The following is a 19,076-nucleotide window of genomic DNA, read 5'->3' on the forward strand; positions in this document are numbered from 1 at the left end:
GTCTATTTTCGCGCGCGGACCTCGCTGATGGTCTTGCCCGTCCATCGCCTCACCGCGCGCCTCAGATTGGCGCTGTCACTGAAACCCACTTTCCAGGCGACGTCGTCCACGCTCATTCGCGTGGTCTCAAGATATTCGATCGCAAGCTTGCGGCGGACATCGTCGACGATCTCCCCGTAGCTTGTGTCTTCTGCCGCGAGCCGGCGGCGAAGGGTGCGCTCCTGAAGGCCCAGCTGCTCTGCAATCGATGTCATCGAGGTCGATTGATTGGGAGCCCGCAGAAGAAGCTGATAGACTTCGCCCGAAAGGCCCGATGCGATCCGTGACTGACCGATCAGCCGCTCGCATGTCTCCTCGAGCATCGCCCTCGTCAGCCGATTGCCAAGCTCGGGGGTCTGGTCGAGAATTCCGACCGGATAATGAAGCTCATTGACCTCGTCGCCATAAAGGCAGGGGCAGGAGAGCTCGCGCTCATCTTCCCTTGACTGCCCGTCTTCAGGAAGCGCGAACACGGCGCGAACCGGCAGATTGTCTCGACCCGCCGTGTCGCGAATATGGGTGAAGGTCATCTTCATCTGCTGGCGGATGAGGAAGGTGCGGACCTCGTTGCTCATCACGTCGCGGTAGATTTCCTGAAAGCGCCAGATCGCCAGCGCGCCTTCGGTGCGCCACCCAAGCCGCACCGTGGGCGTTGCGAGCGGCTGGTATCGAACCGCGAAATCAAAGAAATCGCGCATCGTCGGCGAGCACATGAGCGCGTAGCCGTACATGCCATAGGCTGAGAGGTGCAGGCGCGAGCCGATCGCGAACGCGTCGGCGAAGCCGGCGCCGGCTGCGACGATATTCTCGCATGCGGTCAGATACTGGCCGATCGAGGTGAGCGTGTTGGGATTGCGCACCTCGGCGAGCGTCAGGCCCGTACGCGCGAGCACAGCCTCGGGCGCGATGCCGCGGCCCGCTACAGCGTCGATGACCGTTGCGAGCTTGAAGGGCGCAAAGATGCGCTGGTTGAGCGAGGGGAAGCCGGCGCGGGCGTTGCCACCGGCAGCGCCGCCGTCCGAATCACCATTGGCCATCGTCACTTTCCCATTCTGCCTGTCCGCCAAAGACACACTGATGTCCGCCAGGGCACTTACAAACCCGTCTGGCAGACCATAAGCAGGGCATCAAGTCGGCAAAGCCCGGCCGCGGCACTTGCCGCTCCAAAGGAGGGAGAGGAACATCATGTCGATCGATATCATTCTTGCGGCCCGCCGCGCCTGTTTTCTGTCGGGCTCCGCGATCGCCGCCGCAGCCTGTTTCACGCCAGTCGGAGCCCAGGCTCAAACGTCGGACGATCGCGCGGAGGCGGCAAATGCCTCCAGCGAGACCGATAGCGAGATCGTCGTGACGGGTACCAGCATTCGCGGCATCCCCCCGACGGGATCGGGCCTCATCGGCGTATCGCGCGAAGATGCAAAGCTGATTGGCGCTGCAAGCACGCCCGAACTCCTCGCCACCGTGCCGCAGCTCAACAGCTTCAATACCGCGCCGCGTACCAGCAACGGCGGTCTCGGCTCCTTCGCGCCGGGCCTGCGCGGCCTACCGCCCGCCGCGACCTTGCCGCTGATGAACGGACATCGTCTGATTTCGGGCAGCACGCAGCAGACCAACCCCGATTACCCCTTTCTTCCCGAACTCGCGATCGAGCGCGTCGAGATCGTCGCGGACGGCGCCTCGGCGATCTACGGCTCGGACGCTGTTGCGGGCGTGGTCAACTTCATCACGCGCAAGCGCGTCTCGGGCATTGAGGCAAATGTCCGCTATGGCTTTGCTGACGATTATCACGCCTTCAATGCGGGCACGATCTTCGGCCACGACTGGGCAGGCGGCTCGCTTGTGGCTGCCTATCAATATTCAAGGAACAGCAATATCACGGGGGCCGACCGGCGGTATCGTTCGCTCGATTTCCGCGATGCAGGCGGAGTGGATACGCGCTCGGCCGTCTGTCCGGACGCCAACGTCAATTTGTTCACAGGAACGATCTACGCCGCGCCGAGCCTCGCGCCCGGGCTCAATACCTGCGACCCGCGCGGGCCCGTCGATCTCGTGCCCGAGAACCGGACGCACAGCGCCTTTCTGTCGGCGCGCCAGGACCTCTCGTCGAGCGTGACCTTATGGGGTGACCTCCTCTACTCGGACCGCAAGGACGTGGTGCAGGCCGCGCTCCCGGGCCAGACTTTCGTGCTCATCACCGCGGCCAATCCCTTCTTCCAGGCACCGCCCGGCACTGGCGCCCTCTTCGAATTCGTCGATTTCAGGCCCGACAATCTGGTGGGCGCGGATCATTTCGACCAGACGTTCCGCGTGCGCACCGGTAACGCGACCGCGGGGATCGACATCAAGCTTCCGCGCGATTTCCAGGCCAGCCTCTATGGCACGTTCAACTGGTCGCGAAACGACACCTTCCAGCCGGGCATCGACACGGTCGCGCTGACGGCGGCGGCTGCCGGGACAACGCTCGATACCGCGCTCGATCCGTTCGGAACGCGCACCAATCCTGCCGTCGTCGCTGCCATCCTCGACAATCCCACCGATTTTACGAACCGTCAGCGCACGCGCATCGGGGCGGCAAAGATCGACGGGCCATTGGCTCATCTTCCCGGCGGGGATCTCAAGATTGCGCTCGGCGCCGAATATCGCCGCGAGACCTACATGCAGCGCGGGTCGAGCGGCGGGGTGGGGTTTCCAGAAGACCTCGGACGCAAGGTCACCTCGGTCTACGGCGAATTGTTCGTGCCGATCTTCGGGGCCGACAATGCCGCGCCGATGTTCCAGAGCCTCGCGCTGTCGCTGTCGGGGCGCTATGACCATTACAGTGACTTTGGCTCCACCACCAATCCCAAGGTGGGCCTTACCTGGGAGCCCGTCGACGGCCTCAACCTGCGCGGCAGCTACGGGCGATCGTTCCGCGCGCCCGGCCTTCGCGATCTTGGATCGACCGTCGGGTCCTATTATGCCGCGGCGGCGCTTGTCGACGCCTTTGGAGCGCGCGACCCGCTTCGCGGGGCGGCGCAGGTGGGCACCATGCTGCTCTTCGGCGGCAATGCCAACCTCATGCCCGAAAAGGCGCGAACCTTCTCGCTCGGCGCCGACGTGAGGCCGAGCTTTGCGCCGGGGCTGACGGCGAGCGCCACCTTCTACGACATCAAATATCGCGATGTGATCGGTACGCCCTCGGGCCTCGGCGCGCTCGTCTTCACCGACCCCACCTTTGCTGCGCTCGTTCTTCGCGATCCAACCGATGAGCAGGTCTCGGCTGCGATCAGCGATACCGTGCCCTTCTTCTACACTTTCTCCGCAGTGCCGGAGATTGGCAACATATTGGACCTGCGCCAGGGCAATTTCGGAATACGCAGGACGAATGGCATCGATTTTGACGTGCGCTACCGGCGCGATGCGGGCTTCGGGGCGGTTTTCGGCGGGATCGCCGGCAACTATATTCTCAAGTATCGCACGCAATTGTCGCCGACCTCGCTCGTCAGCAACTCGCTCGATGCCGGGATCCCGCGCACGACCCTGCGCACGACGCTCGGTTTGACGGCGGGGCCGGTAACACTCGTCAATTTCGTCAATCATCGAAGCGGGGTTACCGCGTCCTTTGCGACCCCGACCGGCTCGAGCCTCTATCATGCGAAGAGCTACACGACGGTGGATCTGCGCCTTTCGCTGAAGCTCCCGGATACAGGCTTCATGAAGGGAACGGAGATCGGTCTTCAAATCAACGACCTCTTCGACAAGAGGCCGCCCTATTTCCCGGGGACCGACGGCATCGGGGGCAGCTATAATGCAATCGGCCGCTACGCCGCGATGAGCCTCAGGACCGCTTTCTGATGCCTTGAGGCGGGACCCCTTGAGGGGCGCCCGCCTCCTCCCTTTCCATTGAACCCCTCCCTTGAGCAAGGTCCCCCTGTGCCGATGACGTCCCCCAGCGACAGTGCAGCTCTCCTCGCACCGGTTCCGCAGATGCGCCTCTACTGCGAATGGCTGAAAGCGAAGCACGGCCTTGCGTTTGCGACTTACGAAGATTTGCGGCGCTGGTCGGTCGACGATCTCGGCGCATTCTGGCGCAGTATCTGGGACTGGGACGAGATGGAATCTCCGACGTCCTTCACCTCGGTGCTGAGCGCGGATGCGATGCCGCGAACGCGCTGGTTCGAGGGTGCACATGTCAATTATGCGCGGCACCTGTTCCGCCACGTCGACGCCGCCGAGGCTGCCGGCCAGCCGGCGATCATCGCGGTGAACGAGACGGGCGAGCGCGAAATATTGGGGTGGGCCGAGCTACGGCGGCAGGCGGCGTCGCTGGCGCTCGAACTGCGCAGCCGCGGAATCGAGAAGGGGGACCGCGTTGCGGCATATCTTCCCAACATCTCTGCGGCGGTGGTGGGACTTCTCGCCTGCGCAAGTCTCGGCGCAGTCTGGACCCTCTGCTCGCCCGACATGGGAACGAGCGCGGTGCTCGATCGGCTGCGGCAAACAAGGCCCAAGGCGCTGATCGCGGTCGACGGGGTCCTTTATGGAGGCAAGGCGATGGACCGAAGCGCCGCGGTTGCCGAAATCCGCGCGGAGCTGCCTTGTGCCGAGACCCTCTTCATCTTGCGCAGCGGCTATGGTGCCGCCGACGTGCCGGACGCGCACGATCTGAAAGCCGCCCTTGGCCGCGATGACAGCGCCGTTGCCGCTTTCGAGCCCGAGTGGCTGCCCTTCGACCACCCGCTTTGGATCTTATATTCGAGCGGGACGACCGGATTGCCCAAGCCCATCGTGCACGGCCACGGCGGCGTTCTTATCGCGACCGCCGCGGGCCGCCTCCATTTCGATCTCGGCCCAAGCTATTCGCGCAACAATTTCGGCGAGCGCTTTCACTGGTACAGCGCAACCGGCTGGGTGATGTGGAATATCCAGGTCGGGGGGCTCCTCAGCGGCACCACCATCTGTCTCTTCGACGGTTCGCCGAGCGGCACCAAGCTCGCTCCCGACTGGAGTCGCCTGTGGACCTTCGCGGTGAGCGCGGGTGTGACCTGGTTCGGCGCAGGCGCCGCCTTTTTTTCGAGCGCCCGCAAGGCGGGTCTCAAGCTTGCTGATATTCCTGGCATCAAGGCCATTCGTGCGCTCGGCAGTACAGGTTCACCGCTGCCTCCAGACGTCCAGCGCTGGGGTTCGGCAGAGTTCAAGGCCGCGGGGAGGGACGATATCTGGTGGTGCAACGTCTCGGGCGGCACCGAGATTGCGGCTGCTTTCCTCGCTGGAAACCCCGAGCTTGCCGATACCCCGGGGCGCTTGCAGTGCCGCCATCTCGGTGCCGCCATCGAGGCGTGGGACGAGAAGGGCGAGCCGGTGATCGGCGAGGTGGGCGAGCTGGTCTGCACCCGGCCTTTTCCCAGCATGCCGCTTTACTTCTGGGGGGATGAGGATGGCGCTCGCTACCGCGAGGCCTATTTCTCCCACTGGCCCGGTGTTTGGCGCCACGGCGACTGGCTCACGATCGGTGCCGACGGAGGGTGCACGATCTCGGGGCGTAGCGACGCGACGATCAACCGGCATGGCCTGCGCATGGGCACCGCCGAGATTTACGCGGCCGTGGAAGGCTTGCCCGCCGTCGATGATGCGATGATCATCGACGTCGAAGATGACGATGGTGACAGCAAGCTCATCATGTTCGTGGTTCCAGCTGAAGGACACGGCCTCGACCCCGCGCTGGAGGCGGGAATCGCATCGGCGATCCGTACCAGCCTCTCGCCGCGCTTTGTTCCCGATTGCCTGATTGCCGCGCCGGCGGTTCCAATGACGTTGTCGGGGAAAAAGCAGGAACTTCCGATCAAGCGGCTCTTTGCCGGCTGGCCGGCCGCCAAGGTGATCAATGCCGATGCGACCGCGACGCCCGAAGTTCTGCCCTGGTATATCGACCAGGCCCGGCAGTGGCGCGAAAGCAAGGCTCGGGCAACGCCGCGCGGATCGGCTAAGGAGGCGGATCGGGCATGAGAACAATCGATGGTGGAGGAGCGCCCATGGGCACCGAAGGAATAGGGGAGAGACCGGCCGGTAACCCGGGCCGGTCGCTGGTGCTCGCGATGCTCTGCTTCGTTTACGTGCTCAATTTTCTCGATCGGCAGCTTATCTCGATCCTCGCCAAGCCGATCCAGGACAGTCTTGAGATCAGCGACAGCCAGCTTGGCCGGATCACGGGTTTCTATTTCGCGCTCTTCTACTGCTTTATCGCGATCCCCGTGGGCTGGCTTGCCGATCGCACCAACCGGGTGAAAGTTCTCTCCATCGCGTGCGGACTGTGGAGCGCCGCGACCGCGGCCTGCGGGATGGCCGCCAATTACGGCCAGCTTGTTGCGGCGCGCATGGCAGTCGGGATCGGCGAGGCGGGGGGCGTGCCGCCCTCCTATGCCATTATTTCCGATACATTCCCGCGTGAGGCGCGGGGGACTGCCATGGGCATCTTCAATCTCGGGCCGCCGATCGGTTCGGCGCTCGGGGTGGCTTTTGGCGCGTCCCTTGCTGCGGCCTATGACTGGCGCATACCCTTTTACGTCGTCGGCGCGATCGGCGTGCTCACCGCCCTCATTGTGTATTGGCTCATTCCCGAGCCCGAGCGCGGTCAATTCGACCCCGCGCCGACCGCTGAGGCGGCCCCCACGCAAGGCTTTGTGTCGGCCATCCGCACGTTTTTCGGCAATCCGATATTGGCGCTTGCGGCGCTCGCAAGCGGTGCAGCCAATTTCATCACCTACGGTCTCAGCAATTTTGCAACGCTGTTCCTGATGCGCGAGAAGGGGATGGCGCTCGAGGAGGTGGCGGTCTGGTATGCACTGGCGGTGGGGCTTGGGATGGGCGCCGGCATTTTCGCCGCGGGCCGGCTCATCGATCGCTTCGCGGTCAAGTCCAAGGCCGCCTATGCCAGCATCCCCGCGCTCTCGCTCCTTCTTGCCCTTCCGTTCTTTCTCGGCTTCGCCGCGGCCGATCGCTGGGAAGTTGCGCTCGCCTTGCTGTTCGTACCGCTGTTTCTCAATTCCTTCTTTCTTCCCGCGACCGTCACCTTCGTCCAGGGCGAGGTCGATCCCGGCGCGCGGGTGATTTCGGGCGCCTTGTTGCTGCTCGTCATGAACCTCATTGGCCTCGGACTCGGCCCGACCTTTGTCGGCATGGCGAGCGATTTCTTCCGGCCCGATTATGGCGACCATGCTTTGCGGATGGCCTTTTACGCCCTGGCGCCAATGTATCTCGTCGCCGCTCTGCTCTTTGCCTGGCTGGCACGGATGATCAAACAATCTCTGAGCAACACCGCGGCGCCAGCAGACTACAGGAGAGCGACATGAAGCAGACACTTGCAATCGCCATTCTGACGGCAGTCGGTGCGGGCTCGGCGATCCCGTCCGCCGAGGCGGCTGAGGCCCCTCCAAGCGCCCCGGCCGCGGCGCCCGCGCGCTGCGGTGAGCTTACCGGCCTGCAGCTTGCCGGTACCAGCATCGAAAGCGCGGCGCTTGTGCCCGCGAAGCCGGCCGAAACCTCAATCGCCGGCGAGGCGCCCGGCTATCGCAGTTTCTGCCGCGTCGTCGCCCGCGTACGCGCCGCGCCCGGTTCCGATATCGGCGTTGAAGTCTGGCTGCCTCTGGAGGGTTGGACGGGCGTGTTCCACGGCAACGGGAACGGGGGCTTTGGAGGCATCCTCGCGGGCGGATATTCAGGAATGGCAGACGGGCTGCGCCGCGGCTTCGCGACGGCGACGAGTGACACCGGTACGGCGCCCGCGACGCCGCTTGAGGGCGATGCCCTTATCGGCGAGGAGCGCAAATGGCGCGACTGGGGCCGGCTGTCGACGCATGTGATGACGACGACGGGAAAGGCGATCACCGAGGCCTTTTACGGCAAGAGGCCGCATCGCTCCTATTACACCGGCTGCTCGACCGGAGGCCAGCAGGGGCTGATCGAAGCGCTCTACTATCCCGAGGACTATGACGGGATCCTCGTCGGCGCTCCGGTCATGAACCGGACCTGGGGGCATGCGGCCGTCCTGTGGGACTATGCCGCCGCCCACCGCACGCCGGGGAGCCTGCTGAGCGATGCGAAATTGAAGCTGCTCAACAGGGCCGCGGTTGCGACCTGCTGGAAACAAGGGCACGGCCTTGCGGGCGACCGCTTCATTTCGGATCCGATGCGCTGCACCTTCGATCCTGGCGTTCTTGCGTGCAGGGGCGGTGCATCCAATGCCTGTCTGACCGCCGACGAAGTCGAGACGGCGCGCGCGTTCTATTCAGGCCCGCAAGACGCGAAGGGCAAGGCGACCTATTTCGGCTGGCTACCCGGGAGCGAGATGCCAGATACGTTCGGCTGGGCGTTCCTCCAGAAACCGATCAACGATCAACCGCCGTTCAGCGCTCTGTTCAAATGGGTGTTCGGCGCCGACTGGAACTGGAACGCTTTCAACTTTGATCGGGATATGCCGCTGGTCGATGATCGCCTCGGCGCAATTGTGAACGATGCGACGCGCGGAAGTTTGAAAGCCTTTGCCGCGCGCGGCGGCAAGCTGATCGTCTATCATGGGCTTGCCGATACGCTTGTCGCGCCCGGCCAGTCGGTTGCATTTTACGAGCGCCATGCGAAGGAATTCGGCGGCATCGACAAACTTGCGGACAATGCGCGATTGTTCCTGGCGCCCGGCATGATGCATTGCGGTGGCGGCGCTGGTCCTGACGCGTTCAATGGCACGCTCGGCATTCCGCCGCAGCCGCCGGCATATGACGGAAAGCACGATATCTTCACCGCCCTCATCGACTGGGCCGATGGCGGGGCCGCGCCCCAGACAATCATAGCGACGAAGTTTGCGAACGAGGACGCCGGACGGATTGAAATGCAGCGTCCGCTCTGCCCCTATCCTCAAAAAGCCGTTTACCGCGGCTGGGGTTCGACGGCCTCGGCGGGCAATTTTGTCTGTACCGCGCCGGATTGAAGGGGGCGGCGCGCCACAGCCGCCTTCCGTTCGAAGGGTGTCCAGTCTCAATAAGGATGGCGCATCTCTTCGCGCCTCCGGATCATTTGCAGCGGGGGCTGCGCGACCGCTTCGACTTTACTGATGGCCGGGGCTTCCATTCCCACGCAAACCATCGTTACGGGCCGGATACGCGCAAGTATAGCGAGGATTCCGGCGCGGGCGTTTCTATTTCTCTCGCTAGATCGGCGATAGACCGTGCTCGATCTCATGACTCCGAGACACTCAAATGGCGCCTCGGCGTCCGCTCGCGCAACCATTCCGCTCCAGAGCCCCCTGCCATCGATAGCGATCAATCGTGCAATTCGACGCTGAGCGCTGTCAGCGCCGGAATAGGGCCGGCGAGTAGGGTCACGTCTTGGACCGGGCAGGCAGGATCGAGCTTAATGCTGGCGGCGCGATCATAGATGGCGCCGCACTCGGTATTAGTAAGTGACATATAGACGATGCCGTCGAAGTTGGTCGTGTCGTAAAGTTGCTGGCTAAACCTGCGCCCTGCCTGCTGCGCCCGGCTGCGCACCGCATCGGTCGGAACGCCCAGCCGGCTTGCGCCGCTGGTGCGAAGATCGAGCAGCTTGAGCGGCTTCGATGCAACGAGGTTCGCAGCGACCATTTCATCGAAATCGGCCCGAAGCAGCACGCGCTTCTTCCTGCCTTGAAACCGATCGCGAATAATCTTCTCGGCGAGCGCGGTGGGCAGATCCTGCGCTGCGTAGAGAATGGTGAATGTGCCGACAGGACTTGAGAAGCGCGTCTCGCCGTGTCCCGTGCCCGTCGGCGTAGCGCGATGGCGCGCTTCCATGATCCGCAGATGGCCGGTCACGTCGATGCCGACCGCCAGGTCTTCCAATATTGCGAGATCGAAGCTCACGGATATTCGAAGACGGTTCGGGCCGCTTCCACGACCTCATCCTTGCGCTCCCGCTTGAGCAGGTCGATCGGTCGCATGTTCCCGAGAAGCGGGCTTTGCTGGACCAGCCAGAGCCAAGCGCGGCGCGGGTTGCCGACGATCTTGAGGATGTCGGCGATACCCTCGACGGGCCGGCCGTCCACGAACTGTTCGAGCGGAAAGGCGTGCTTGCGCGCGCCCACGAGCAGGGCGACGACTTGATCACGCCTCTGCCAGTCGTGGAGCGTCGAGCGGGCAATGCCGCGATCGCGGAGCGCGCTCGATCCAGCGACCGGCCCGGCCCATTCCTCGAGCGGACCCTTGATCGAATAGGCGGAGAGCCGGCGGCGGCCTTCCTCAATATCGATCAGCTCGCCAAAGCCGCTGCCCTTACGCGGCTCGACCTCGGCGGGTTCGGGAATGGCGATGCGTTCGGCCCGCGTATCATCGCGTGCAAATGCCGCAATCAGGTCGGCGACATCGGCGCTCTTGCTCTTCAACCGCCTCTGCTGCGCCGGCGGCAGCGCGATCACCGCGGCGGCGATAGCGGCGACGATCTGCGCGGTATTGGCCGCGGTGGTCTTGGCAAGGCCGGGCTGTCGGGTCAGCGCTTCGCTGACCTCGCTTGCCACCAACCGGCGTAGGCCAGCGCGGGCCTCGGCACTTTGCAATTGGGTCGCCATGTTCATCGCTCCTTTGTATGGAGTTATAGCGACAAACATGAATTTTGTCCAGTATGTCCAGTATGTCCGGTATGTCTAGCTTTTGCCTAAGGGCTCCATGTCGGGTGGGTAGAGCATAGGCTGAGCGGATATCCGGGCCTCGCCCGGCTTCCCCTGAATATCGAAGCAGCGCAGCCGGTGGGCGAGCTGCCGCGCCATTTCGCCGACCGCCGCCTGACGCCGCCGGCAATCGGCGTCTGCAAGGTCGTTCAACAATGAAGGCGAGGCCGTGGCAAGTCCGACTTCTAGGTGCAGCGAAAGTAGTGAGGTCTCTGCGAGAAGCGTCCTGTCGTGTCTCGAACGTACCTCACCATAATGCTGCCTACCTCTTCTTAGGAGGTGCGCGAAACGCCAGCATGGCTTCCGTGAACTGCGCCTCCGACAGCTTATTCAGGCGAACGTCAGCAGGAAATCTCCCTGCGAGATAATAGAGCCAATCGGTCTTGATGTTCAGAACGTCGGCGAATTGCTGGACCATCCTGTCGGATGAAGGACTCCGGCGGTCATGTTCGATGTCGTTCAGATATTGAGGAGAAATCGGTTCGTCATCCTCGCGAAGAATTCTAGATGCAAGTTCCTTCTGGCTCATCCCGAGAGCCTTGCGCGCCTGGCTGATGGCGCGGCCAAAAGTTTGATCTGCTTCTGTCATGGCATCCTTGAAAATACGCTCATTCGCTAATTAGCGTACTCGCGAGCCCGACGCAGGTCAAGATTTTTGGTAGATTGCTGGCGTTGCCTTCCGCCCGCGCTCTAGCGCGCGATGCTTTCCGAGCCGACGTTCCATCTATCGGCCTTAACCCCAGCGACCTGCCTGAACGAATGGCAGCTTTCGTAATGACGTGATTGCCTCGGTAACGACTGCAAAGTTGGCGTTAATCATCTACATCGGCCAACCACGCCGGCATGTCTCGTTTGGCATGAAGCACGCGCCAGACATCCACATAGGTCTCGAATTCAAGATAGAAAACGATCCAAGGGAAGCCTTTCAGCCGTATGGTCCTCAACCCCGGTAAGTTCAGCTCATGAGACCACCTTGGAGATCCTGCCGCTGGCATTTCCCCGATGAAGGTATAGGCCTGTTCAAGAGCATCAATGAAGCCGAAGGCCACATCCGCGCCAGCTTCGTGCGTGTAATGCTCGACCGCAAGGTCGACATCCTCCCGCGCTTTGGTACGCGGTATGACCAGTTTGGCAATCACGCCCCCGCGCGGTGATTCACACGGTTACGAAGGCCTTGGAAATATCCGGCATCGATTGGCGCGGTGGCTGCGGAACTAGCGCCCTCCAGGAGCATTTCGCGGAGGCGCTGAATGTCCTGATCCTTGCGGATCAGCTCCCGCACATACTCGCTGCTCGTGCCGTAACCACGCACGTTGACCTGCTGGTCTACAAACGCTTTGAGCGCGTCCGGAAGCGAGATGTTCATCGTTGACATGGGCTATGATATAGCGGCTTGGCAAAATTTGGCAAGATGTCCCGAGGCTCGAATCGCCGAACACAGCGACGTTCCGATATCTTCCGGTCGGCCAATTTTGGTCATCGGAGAACTATCATGGGACATTCAGACCTCGACCCAGCCATACATGATCGGCGCCCTTGGAATGCAGGGCAGAATGTTGGGCCAAAGCGCCCACTCAAGCCACGCGATATCTGGGCAATCCGTTTCTATCTCGACGAACACAGACGCCTGCGCGACCGGGCTCTGTTCGATCTTGCGATCGACAGCAAATTGCGTGGCTGCGATCTGGTCAAGATCAGAATCGGCGACCTGATGAGTGCAGGATCATTTCGCGATCGCGCGACTGTCGTCCAGCAAAAGACTGGCCGTCCGGTGCAATTCGAGATCATGTCCGAGGCACGCAAGAGCCTGAAGGCATGGCTTGATCGGCGCGGCGGGACGATCCGCGACTTCGTATTCCCAAGCAGGATCGATTACCTCGGTCATTTGAGCACACGGCAATATGCGCGCCTCGTCGACGAATGGGTCTCGACGGTCCGCCTCGACAGGCGGGAGTATGGCACACACTCGATGCGAAGAACGAAGGCTTCGCTGATCTACAAAGCCACAGGTAACCTTCGGGCAGTGCAAATCCTGCTCGGCCATACCAACATCGAGAATACCGTCAGGTATCTCGGCGTAGATAACGATGATGCTTTGACGCTGTCTGAACGTACCGAAATCTGAAAATGCCGGCTTCCTGACGTCCTTGGGAAGCCGGTTAATTCATATGAACGATGGGCAGGTGTCAACGAGTGCCTGCGGCCACGCGAACGTCAGCTTTGTTAGCGATGGCTGACATGCCAAAATGGAGAGGGGCCGACAGCTATAGCCGGTACCTCGCCGAAACCTGCCTGACCGCAACCGGCCAAAAGCCGTGGCTAGGCGCAGATTTCCAAAAAGGGAATTCGATAGGGGGGAATGTGGGGACAGTATGGCGATGAAGATTAGTCGCCTAAAATCATATGGATAGATAGAAAAATGGCTCGCCGGTGCCAAGCTGAATCCTCACTGGGAGTTGGAAGTTCCACTGCGCTATCGTCTTCAGAAGCACGCTAAATTGCTCAATCGTTCGCTGCGGAACGCTGAGCCACTACGCCCAACCAAGGAGAAGCCGCCAACCTTAAAGGATCAAGCGATCGATCTGGCCAAACGAAAAGGTATCGTCGCTGCGGACGAGTTCAAAGCGATCGGAATCTCACGCCATTATTTGAGTCGAATGTGCGCGCTTGGCTTCCTGGAGCGGTATGGTCCCTGCCAATATGGACTGCCCAAAAGAGACGCCGCTTAAGGGCAATAGCAACCAAGCTGTCGGGGAATGCGAGTTTCAGGGATTCAGGAAAAATCGCACTGGTGGGGCGAACTCTTCCCGCGACTTCGTATGGTCAGGATCATATTCGAGTGTACCGTTGGTCTGGTGAACGCGGGACAAGTTCCTTCAATCGCCTGATGACGATGCGTATTCCGCCGCTGAAAATCGAACACTGCCGCTTGAAAGCCGTGTACGGCGAAACTCAGTGGCGGCTCCCGGTGTCGAGCGTTTTCCAGACGCGCGTCTGATATGGGTCGGTTGCCGAATGCTCGAAGGCTGGTCGGGCAAGTTCGAGCTGCCGTCGCGTCTCCCCCGTGTCGCCGCGCGCATGAGCCAGTTGCGCGCGCGCTAGTGCGACATTGCCGCCCCAGTGCGGATCGGCGGTCAATTCCGCTACCTTCCGCGTATCGATCCGATCGAGCAGCGGGTCGGCTTCGCCATGGCGCCCGGCAAGGATCAGGCAATGGGCGCGCACGAAAGCGACACCCTGCGTAAGCCCGGCATCTGGACCGAAAGCCGTAAGAGCATTGCTATGCGCAAGCGCCGCGCTGGAAAGCCCTTCGGTCGTCCGTTCGGATCGGCATTGCGCCAGGGCGCGATCTGCCAGCGAGACGACCGCGAAGAAGGAGCCTTCGCCAAGCATTGCGGTTGCCCGCCGATTTAGGTTCGTCGTGTCACGGATGGCATCGTCCCACCGCTCAAGTGAGCCATAAGACTGGCCGCGCGTCGCCAGCAGTTGCAGAGCCAACTCATTGTCCGACCCGAGCACCCGAACGAGATCGGGTTCCAGAGCGTCTGCCTGTGTGATCGCCTCGGTGAATTTGCCCTGTCCCATCAAGGTCTGCGCCAGGTTGAGCCGGAGCCGCAGGACGGCAGGATCATTCGCCGCGCCGATTGCGCGATAGTCGGTAACAAGCTGGCGGAACAGGTTTTCCGCCTCTTGGGAGCGGCCGAGCCGGAACAGCGCGAAGGCGCGGCGCTGCCTGAGCGTGAGCAGTTCGGCGGGATCGAAACCGTCGATGGTTTCGGCGATCCTCTGCGCCTCACCGAAATGCGCCTCGGCTCCGGCCGCGTCATTGTCGATCAACGCCACCATGCCCTTCGCCGAGGCCAGCCACATGGCGAGTTCGGGATCAGGCCCGCCTCGTGCGGAAATCGCCTCTTCCTGCGCGGCGAGGATCGTCTTCGCCGCTTCCAGGGTGCCGGCCTGATAGGAGCGCGCCTCCATCATCGCCCGTTGCAGATGCGTGCGAATGGCGCTGTGCGATCCGGGACCTTCGGCCTTTTCCCATAGGGCGGCGGCGCGCTCATAGGCATCTCTGCTGCCCGTCCAGTCGTTACGGCTGTCCAGCGCGCGGGCGATGGTCTGGTGAAGACGCGCCGCGATGGCGGGCGAATCCCCGAACCGCGCATCAATCTGCGCGGCCGAGGCCTTGATCGCGCCGATCAGGCTCTCGTCCGGCTGGCCGCTGACATAGGGGCTGGAGCGGGCGAGCAGATCTGAGCTGAGGAACCGGTTCATCGCTTCGAGATCGGCGGCATGGCGCTCGGCAGCCGCGCGCTGGTCGGTCGCAACGAAGGCGAAAGTCAGGCTGGCGGCCAGGCCCAGAAGCGACGCGGCACCCGCCGCGATCACCCACGGACGGCGCGCGCGCGATCGCGCCAGCTTGTCCTCTGCCTCGCGGGCGCGCCGCTCAGCTTCCAGCGCAAGGCGATGGTCGCGCCGGCGCGCCTCGATCTCGCGCAACCGCCGCGCGAAGGCCGCCGCGCTGTCGAGACGCTGGGCGGGGTCGCCGGCGGCCGCCTCGGCGATATCGGTTCGCAGCAACGGATCACCGATCCCGGCCTCCCATCCAGGCGAGAGTGGCTTGCGAAGATCGCCGACCGTCATCTGGTAGAGCATGACGCCGAGCGCATAGATATCGGATCGGGCGCTTGCCGGGGCGCCGGCGAGCAGTTCCGGCGCCATCCACAACGCCGTGCCGCTCAGCGTTTCTCTGTCGCCGTCAAACGCCGTCGCTGTGATGCCAGCCCTTGCGAGCCGGTCGGGTTCGTCCAGTGCGGCGCTCCCGAAATCGATGACCCTGGCTTGCCATGCGCCGGTGCGATCGACGGCGGCAAGAATATTGGCGGGCTTCAGATCCTGGTGTAGCACGCCGCAGTTGTGCGCGGCGGCGATGGTCTCGGCGACGGTCGCCAGTACCGCGAGCCGCGTCTCGAGGGGAATGGCGGCAAGTCCGCCCTGATCCTCGGCCCAGCGCGTCAGGTCCGGCCCGCCATATGCGCTTTCCACGAACCAGGGCCGTGCGTCGAAATTCCATTCGAGCACGGGCACCAGATCGGGTCGCTCGCCAAGAACATCCCTCAGCAGGCGCGATATCGCCACTTCGCGCTTCAGCCGCCGGAGCCCATCGCCGTCGTCCGCGAACTTGAAGACCCGCAGTTCGCCGGTCTTCTCGTGCCGCGCCCGCCAGACAGGACACGCCCCGCTGGAAGACAGGCGCAGGTCCAGACGCCATGCGCTGCGCCCCGGCACGGCATCGCCCTGTTCCAGGCGCAGCGGCGCGGGCGAAGGCCGGGGCGCCGCCGCAACCGACACGGCAAGACCGAAGCGATAGCCCACCCGAGGCACGGTGACGACGATCGCGCCCTCCCGGTCGTCCAGCGCCTTGCGGAGCTTGGAGACGGCTGTGGTCAGCGAGCCCTCGATGACATGCAAGCCGGGCCACACCCGGTCGAGCAACTCCGCCTTGGTGACGATCTGGCCGGACTGGCGCAGAAGCTCCAGCAGGATGTCGAGCGGCTTGCCTTCCAGCGCAATCGGCCGTCCGTCCTTGCTCAGCGCCCACCGGCTTTCGTCGAAGGCGAAGTCGCCGAAACGCCAGATGCGATGCTCCGACGCGGAACTATGCGGCAAATCCTCTGCCATCGTCCTGGCCGCTTACGATCCTTGAGAAAAAGTTGAGCCCCTCTTGAGGACAATTTCTAGGCCGGACGCCATGCATTTCGCAAGCAATGGCGAAAGGAAGGTGGGTAATGAAAGGACAGATACTGGACTATGACCCGGCGGGTGGCACGGGCGTCATTTCCGGCGAAGACGGCAAGCGGTACGGCTTCAGTCGCGCCGAATGGAAAGGCGCAGGCGATCCCAGGCCGGGCACGGCGATCGATTTCGAGGCGCGGGCGTCGGAAGCCGTCGGCATCTATGCCGTGAAACCCGCAGTGACGCTGTCTGCGATCGACACGGACGCGCTGCGTTTCACCGACGCGGTCCAGCGGGCCGGCGCTCTGCTGCGCGAGGGGCTTGAAGCCCCGCTGGCGCTGTTCATTCTGCTCGCCTGCTTCCTCACCTTCCTGTCGGTGGAACCCTCGGTGATGGGCATGGCCGCCGGCGAGGCCGCGACACGCAGCTACTCGCTATTCGGCGCAGGCAGCGATCTGCTGAAAACAATCGACAGCTATCTGATATCGATGGCACGCTCCAGCGAAAGCGATCTGGCCATGGCGACTATCCTGCTTCAGCCGCGCTGGCTGGCGCCCATCACGGCCGTGATCCTCCTTTATGCCTGCTGGCGCGGAAGGCCCTCGAAGATTCTCACGATGATTGCTGGTGCCGGCGCGATCGTCGCCTTCCTCAATGCGGCAATCTTCGCATCCATGATCGAGGGGATGGCGAACGGGAGCGGCGGCATGACGAGCGTTACGATCAATAGCGGCACCGGTGCGTGGCTTCTGCTCCTGTGCGGCATCGGCCTGATCCTCGCCGCGACAGGCCGGATCGCCAATCCGCTCGCATCCGGGTCGAAGCCCGGTGGCTGATCTTGCATCCCGGACGACCGCTCGCACCCCGTGCAGTCGGTCCACAGGGAGATCATGGAAGCAACCGTCAAATAAAGGCTGTTGCGCCTCGTAAGAGGCAGGACTGAACATAGTGAGTGTGGTGCGGAGGCGTGTAGATGAGAAAATTCTTCGAACGAAAATCGGGCTCCCTGGCGGTTGCTTTGGCGTTGGCTGCCTGTGGTGGCCAATCAAACCAGGGTGCAGCGAGTGAGGAAACTGCGAGTGCTGGCGGGAGTGAAGTGAGTGGCGCGCCGGAAAGGGTTGCGCTGACCAATCCGGTCTCGTCCGCCGAGGCGAAGTCCACTCCAACAATCAGTGATGTGGCCATGTCGGCAAGCACCGAATCTTCTTCTCCTGGCGCTTTGCCAGAATCTGATGTTCCCACTGAACCCGGCAGCGGAGAGGACCGCAGCATCTTCCAGGCCGCGGGCTTCACCTATGTACAGAAGCGCAGCCAATGGGAAAGTGGTGCGTGCGGCGACCCACCGGCAGGCGCCTCCTATGAGCCCGGTGCAATAGGGAAGATCGAGGACATCAATGGTGACGGCAGACCCGAGGTGATCGTCACGGAGGGCGGCGCGATCTGCTTCGGCATGTCAGGGCTGAGCTTTCAATTGCTGTCCCGGCAAGCGAATGGCCAATGGAAGGTAATGACCGGCGGTATCGGTATTCCCGAGTTCCTTGCGACACGAGGCACTGACAATTTCCCCGACATTCAGGTCGGCGGACCGGGCTTCTGTTTTCCGGTGATCCGCTGGAACGGCAGTGAATACAAGCTGCAAAGGCACGAATATGAAGGGAAACCCTGCTCGCGATAATAGAGACTAATACGCTTGCCGCGCGCAACACGCAGTTGTTTTGCGTTCCGCAGTGCAGACAGTCTCGGAAAACATGTCATTGCTTGGACTCAATTTGCGGTTATGCAATCTCCCATGCGGGGTGAGCGCGACGATTGCCGTCTCTGGCGTTTCGGAAACATTGAATATGATGAGGCCATTGGCGAACTGATAGTCGCTGGGCAGGTCGTGGAACTCGACCGGTCAAGCCGGGTGGTTCTTGCCAGGCTCCTTGCGGGTGACGGCACGTCTGTTGACAAGGAGGAGCTTCTCAAGGCTGGCTGGCCAGGGCGCAAGGTTCATGAAAATTCGCTGACCAAGGCAATCGGCCGGCTTCGCCAGGCACTGGGTGATGACGGTTGGCGTATCGAGGCGGTCTACGGGCATGGCTACCGCTTCGTGTCCGATGCCGCGGACGTGGCATACCCCCGGCCTGATCCGCCGCCGCTGCGGCGTCGCCGGCATTTCACGATCGCGTTGGCTGTGATTGCCGGGGCCTGTGCGTTCGCCAGCATCTATGCTCACCGGACTGCCCCCACGGAACAGCCTCTCAAGATTGGCGAAGCGCCCGATGTCATTGGCCGCATATTGTGGGTCGACGATCATCCCGAAAACAATGTGGAAGAGAAGCGCTTTCTCGAAGGACAGCGGATGGCCGTCTACAATGTCACATCGAGCGACGATGCACTCAAACTGCTCGCCATGTATCGCTATGACGCGGTGATTTCCGACATGGGGCGGAATGGCAATCCACTCGCCGGACTTGATTTGGTCAAGGCGATGCGCGCGCGCGGCGATCATACGCCCTTCTATCTCTACACGATTCTGCCTTCGCGGGCGCAGCGCGATCTGCTGGCGCAGCATGGTGGACAGGGCGTCGCGGTGACATCGGAAGGGCTTTATAGCTTCCTCCTTCCGGCGGGAGCCGATCGCTAGTCGAGG

At 62.7% G+C, this 19,076-nt stretch carries 16 protein-coding genes; 8 read left to right on the forward strand and 8 right to left on the reverse strand.

Annotation, left to right across the window (positions count from 1 at the left end; genetic code table 11):
• Positions 1 to 2 precede the first annotated feature (2 nt).
• Positions 3 to 1,076: an AraC family transcriptional regulator gene (locus LH20_RS05695; protein ID WP_053553385.1), complete on the reverse strand. Its 1,074-nt coding sequence runs from the start codon at positions 1,074 to 1,076 to the stop codon at positions 3 to 5.
• A 148-nt stretch (positions 1,077 to 1,224) separates the two neighbouring features.
• Here LH20_RS05695 and LH20_RS05700 point away from each other — a divergent pair, with 148 nt between their 5' ends.
• From LH20_RS05700 to LH20_RS05715, 4 genes are all read left to right on the forward strand, one after another.
• Positions 1,225 to 3,873, forward strand: coding sequence for a TonB-dependent receptor plug domain-containing protein (locus tag LH20_RS05700; RefSeq protein WP_053553386.1), 2,649 nt, complete (start codon positions 1,225 to 1,227; stop codon positions 3,871 to 3,873).
• 84 nt (positions 3,874 to 3,957) lie between these two features.
• Positions 3,958 to 6,024, forward strand: a complete 2,067-nt coding sequence (locus LH20_RS05705; RefSeq protein ID WP_053553387.1) for an acetoacetate--CoA ligase — start codon at positions 3,958 to 3,960, stop codon at positions 6,022 to 6,024.
• Positions 6,021 to 7,367, forward strand: a complete 1,347-nt coding sequence (locus LH20_RS05710; RefSeq protein ID WP_235527132.1) for a spinster family MFS transporter — start codon at positions 6,021 to 6,023, stop codon at positions 7,365 to 7,367. The genes LH20_RS05705 and LH20_RS05710 overlap by 4 nt, the downstream gene beginning before the upstream one ends.
• The gene (locus LH20_RS05715; RefSeq protein ID WP_053553389.1) at positions 7,364 to 8,998 is read left to right on the forward strand and encodes a tannase/feruloyl esterase family alpha/beta hydrolase; all 1,635 of its coding nucleotides are present in this window, start codon (positions 7,364 to 7,366) and stop codon (positions 8,996 to 8,998) included. Before LH20_RS05710 ends, LH20_RS05715 begins: the two co-directional genes overlap by 4 nt.
• A 331-nt stretch (positions 8,999 to 9,329) precedes the next feature.
• Here LH20_RS05715 and LH20_RS05720 read toward each other — a convergent pair whose 3' ends face one another.
• From LH20_RS05720 to LH20_RS05740, 6 genes are all read right to left on the reverse strand, one after another.
• Positions 9,330 to 9,908 carry an RES family NAD+ phosphorylase gene (locus LH20_RS05720; protein WP_083455319.1) on the reverse strand — a complete coding sequence of 193 codons (579 nt, stop codon included), beginning with the start codon at positions 9,906 to 9,908 and terminating at the stop codon, positions 9,330 to 9,332.
• A complete protein-coding gene (locus LH20_RS05725) occupies positions 9,905 to 10,609 on the reverse strand; it encodes an antitoxin Xre/MbcA/ParS-like domain-containing protein (protein ID WP_053553390.1) in 705 nt (234 codons plus the stop codon). The genes LH20_RS05720 and LH20_RS05725 overlap by 4 nt, the downstream gene beginning before the upstream one ends.
• A gap of 75 nt (positions 10,610 to 10,684) precedes the next feature.
• Positions 10,685 to 10,861 (reverse strand): hypothetical protein, encoded by a 177-nt coding sequence (locus tag LH20_RS23925; protein WP_235527133.1) that lies wholly within the window; start codon positions 10,859 to 10,861, stop codon positions 10,685 to 10,687.
• A gap of 109 nt (positions 10,862 to 10,970) precedes the next feature.
• Positions 10,971 to 11,297 carry a helix-turn-helix domain-containing protein gene (locus LH20_RS05730; protein WP_053553391.1) on the reverse strand — a complete coding sequence of 109 codons (327 nt, stop codon included), beginning with the start codon at positions 11,295 to 11,297 and terminating at the stop codon, positions 10,971 to 10,973.
• Positions 11,298 to 11,520: 223 nt separating this feature from the next.
• Positions 11,521 to 11,847 (reverse strand): type II toxin-antitoxin system RelE/ParE family toxin, encoded by a 327-nt coding sequence (locus LH20_RS05735; protein WP_053553392.1) that lies wholly within the window; start codon positions 11,845 to 11,847, stop codon positions 11,521 to 11,523.
• Positions 11,844 to 12,074 carry a ribbon-helix-helix domain-containing protein gene (locus tag LH20_RS05740; protein ID WP_442800452.1) on the reverse strand — a complete coding sequence of 77 codons (231 nt, stop codon included), beginning with the start codon at positions 12,072 to 12,074 and terminating at the stop codon, positions 11,844 to 11,846. Before LH20_RS05740 ends, LH20_RS05735 begins: the two co-directional genes overlap by 4 nt.
• A gap of 126 nt (positions 12,075 to 12,200) precedes the next feature.
• Between LH20_RS05740 and LH20_RS05745 the strand changes: the two genes are divergently transcribed.
• A complete protein-coding gene (locus tag LH20_RS05745; RefSeq protein ID WP_053553394.1) occupies positions 12,201 to 12,833 on the forward strand; it encodes a tyrosine-type recombinase/integrase in 633 nt (210 codons plus the stop codon).
• Between the two features lie 827 nt (positions 12,834 to 13,660).
• Here LH20_RS05745 and LH20_RS05750 read toward each other — a convergent pair.
• Positions 13,661 to 16,387 (reverse strand): protein kinase domain-containing protein, encoded by a 2,727-nt coding sequence (locus LH20_RS05750; protein ID WP_053553395.1) that lies wholly within the window; start codon positions 16,385 to 16,387, stop codon positions 13,661 to 13,663.
• 107 nt (positions 16,388 to 16,494) lie between these two features.
• Here LH20_RS05750 and LH20_RS05755 point away from each other — a divergent pair, with 107 nt between their 5' ends.
• The 3 genes from LH20_RS05755 to LH20_RS05765 all read left to right on the forward strand — a co-directional run bounded on the left by LH20_RS05755 (position 16,495) and on the right by LH20_RS05765 (position 19,070).
• Positions 16,495 to 17,277: a hypothetical protein gene (locus LH20_RS05755; RefSeq protein WP_053553396.1), complete on the forward strand. Its 783-nt coding sequence runs from the start codon at positions 16,495 to 16,497 to the stop codon at positions 17,275 to 17,277.
• A gap of 137 nt (positions 17,278 to 17,414) precedes the next feature.
• Positions 17,415 to 18,116: a hypothetical protein gene (locus LH20_RS23930; RefSeq protein WP_235527134.1), complete on the forward strand. Its 702-nt coding sequence runs from the start codon at positions 17,415 to 17,417 to the stop codon at positions 18,114 to 18,116.
• Positions 18,117 to 18,218: 102 nt separating this feature from the next.
• Positions 18,219 to 19,070 (forward strand): winged helix-turn-helix domain-containing protein, encoded by an 852-nt coding sequence (locus LH20_RS05765; protein ID WP_083455320.1) that lies wholly within the window; start codon positions 18,219 to 18,221, stop codon positions 19,068 to 19,070.
• The last annotated feature ends 6 nt before the right edge of the window (positions 19,071 to 19,076 follow it).

Origin of the sequence: Sphingopyxis sp. 113P3, from assembly GCF_001278035.1 — a bacterium.
Classification (GTDB): Bacteria; Pseudomonadota; Alphaproteobacteria; order Sphingomonadales; family Sphingomonadaceae; genus Sphingopyxis.